This window comes from Nostoc sp. FACHB-888, from assembly GCF_014696655.1.
Classification (GTDB): domain Bacteria; phylum Cyanobacteriota; class Cyanobacteriia; order Cyanobacteriales; family Nostocaceae; genus Nostoc.
This window is the reverse complement of the sequence record NZ_JACJQM010000339.1, coordinates 1-3,049: the sequence shown is the minus strand read 5'-3', so window position 1 is coordinate 3,049 and position 3,049 is coordinate 1. Positions and strand designations below refer to the sequence as shown.

The 3,049-nt window shown below is 36.7% G+C and carries 2 protein-coding genes; one reads left to right on the top strand and one right to left on the bottom strand.

From position 1 onward, the window contains the following. Positions 1 to 326: 326 nt before the first annotated feature. The gene (locus H6G26_RS40380) at positions 327 to 2,171 is read right to left on the bottom strand and encodes a protein kinase (protein WP_347242605.1); all 1,845 of its coding nucleotides are present in this window, start codon (positions 2,169 to 2,171) and stop codon (positions 327 to 329) included. A gap of 363 nt (positions 2,172 to 2,534) precedes the next feature. On the opposite strand from H6G26_RS40380, the gene H6G26_RS40375 reads away from it, so the two are divergent. Next, positions 2,535 to 2,972, top strand: coding sequence for a hypothetical protein (locus tag H6G26_RS40375; protein ID WP_190737592.1), 438 nt, complete (start codon positions 2,535 to 2,537; stop codon positions 2,970 to 2,972). Positions 2,973 to 3,049 lie beyond the last annotated feature (77 nt).

Genomic DNA, 3,049 nt, shown 5'->3' with positions numbered 1-3,049 from the left:
CTCCCCCTCACAATGATTATCATTTTAATATTGAGTGAGATTTAATTTCCTCAAAGCCTTATGTAGTTTGAGTCTTGGTGTATTTCATACTGATTCAGGCTTGTCAATATTTAGATGCGTTTGCCCTGGTACACCTGCCAACAATAACGTATCTTTCATGAGTAGAAAGCTTAAGCAGAATCCTGTCAAAAATTTTATACTGTTTTTCACTGCTTTCAATATAAATAACTGTTTATATCCTGTTATTATATAGGCGTAGTAACTATATTCATCTCTATATAAAATTTTGTTTATGATAAATATCTGATAAATTGATTCAGAGGATACTATTTTTTAAGTATGCGGTCTAGTAACTCTTGCCTCCAGTCGAAAACCTCTGGTAAAGTAGACTTGGCTAACAGACATACTTCTATATAAATTCTGGCGGTATCTTTTTCACCTAAAGCTTCTTCAACCTGAGACAATAAACAGGAAGCATCTGTTCTTCCATCTAATTGAATCGCCTTTTCTAAATATTTTTTAGCCTCACTTAACTTATTTTGCTTCAATCTTGCCCAGCCTAAATCTTTATACAAGGCTGCTTGTATTTCAGGATCTTTAGTTTCTTGCAACCCTTGTAAGGCTAAAGTAATTGCTGCCTCATACTCATTATTTATATTTTTCAATCTTGATAAAGCAGCTACAGCAAGTACTGCTTTATCACTTTCTTGAATAGCTAATTGATATTCTTTTTCAGCTAAATCATATTTTTGCTGATCTTCATAAAAACGTCCTAACCCATAATGTCCTTGCCAATTATTAGTCCTAAGCTTAAAAGCTTTTTCATAATTTTCAGTTACACACTTAGTATCTCGCAAATCTTGGCAAACTAATGCCAGATTATTATATGCAGAGGTATCTTTGGGGTTATATTTAATTGCTTGTTCATAATACTTCCTAGCTATCTTAGAATCATCTATATTACGAGAAGCCTTATTAAAGTAAAATTCTGCAATACTAAGTTTTAATTGAGGATTAATTTTAATGGCCCAACCAAAAAGCTCTTGTGCACCCTGAGAATTATTTACTGCTTCTAACTTTCGTCCTTGGGCTACTAAATAGTTTGCTGCTAGAGGTAGAGATAGAAAGACACCCCCAACAATTCCTAAACCTATCAATGTATACTTGCTGTATTTAAATACTTTAGAATTAGCTAATTTATAATTTTTAATTTGCTTAGGCAGTTTTTCTAGCCGCTGCAAAATTACTTCAGTCGTTTGCGGTCGCTGCCCCGGCAAGGGAGCCATCAACTCATCAATGAAATCAGCAAAAGGTTTGTCAATTTGCGGTGCTTTATCTCTCCAAACTAGATTTCCTGTTTTTTTATCTGTTGGCAAATCAATTAGTTGAGTAGCAGTAGTCAAGTGGACAAAAGTCCGACCCAAAGCGTAAAAATCTGACTGGGGTACTGCTTTACCATTTACTTGCTCCAGGGGGGAATAAAGAGGCGTGCTGATTGCTGTAATTTCATATCGTCCTCCCCTGCCTGTACTAGTACCTCCACTACCACTTACTTTTGCTAAGTAAGTGTTAGTTACTTGCCGTGCTGCACCAAAATCAACTAATGCTAATTGACCACTTGGCTGAAGAATTATATTAGAAGGCTTAATATCTCGATGAAAAATATTAGAGCGGTGTATTGTATCGAGGATATCAACCAAGTTTTGTAGCCATTCCAATGCTAGAGATTGTGAAATTGAGCTATTAGACTCCAACCATTGCTCTAAATTTTGCCCCTCAATTTTATCCATAACTAGGCAATACAATGTTAAGGAATTATTGTGAGTAAATAAAGTAAAAAGGTCATCTATGGTGCTTCTAGGAATACCGCAATGTCGGATTATCTGTAAACAAAAAGATTCCCGCTCTATTAATTCAACCAGCTTAGGCGAGTTCCATTTCAAAACTTTCATGACTCGCTGTTTGCGGACAGGATTCCATTGAGTACCAGCGTCATCTACTTCAAACACTTCAATGTAATTGTACGGGTCATCAGTGAGCGCTCTCAATGGCTTGACTAAGCGGATGCGATCATTAATCAGTAGCGAAGCCCCACAATATAGGCATTCTTTGACGTCATCAGAATTAGGATTTTGGCGGTGATTGCAAAGAGGATTGATACAGTAACTCACTGAACCTCCTTACGCAACAAGCTCTTAGCACTTATGCATAGCGAGTTACGGATACAAAACTTTAATGTATATTTAATCACCTTTTATCTAAGCACCGCTTGATATAGAAAAAGTTTTCAGTAAACCTATCAGAAATTTTTATGATACTTTTTTACAAAAAATAGTAATAAGTTGAAGAAACAAAGTATATTAATGTGATGCAATACACTCCTAGATACTAATTATAGTCCAGGAAAAACTCTTTATAAACGTTTCCTAAACCTACGGAAATAGCAAGTCATGGATTTTAGTACCATACAAAAACTGAATTCACCTGCCCTTTCCTCAGTTATCCCAAAAGGACCGAGGAAAGGGCAAATATCCTTGGCAACAGCAGATTTTGAAGCTGCACTACTTGTAGTAGATAATTTAGTGTTTGCCAAAAGAGGGAAACACCTATCTGAAGCAGAAATTATTGTCCTAAAGGGAGCATGGGATGATGATGATTACGAAGAAGTGGCGCAAAACTCACCTTACAGCCTTAACTACTTGCAAAGACGCATAGCTCCTCCTTTATGGGATTTACTCTCCGAAACTATTGGCAGTGGAGAGCGGGTTGGAAAAAAGAAGCTGCGGCGTATTTTATTAGAGCAGGTTACTAAAAAGTATCCTATTCAATCTGTGCCAATTGAAAAGCAAAGACCCTCTGGCAACGAACTAGTACGAGTTACGGGAAGTTACCTGCCTGACATATCCAGTTTTTATGGACGGACAAAGGAACTAACCCATCTAAAGCAACTAGTACAGCACGGCGTAAGTTAACCAGGTATTATTGTGGGAGAATGAGTAATTAGATTAAAAGTAGTTTTTGCTGAGAAGCTGGAGAATTAGGATGTGGC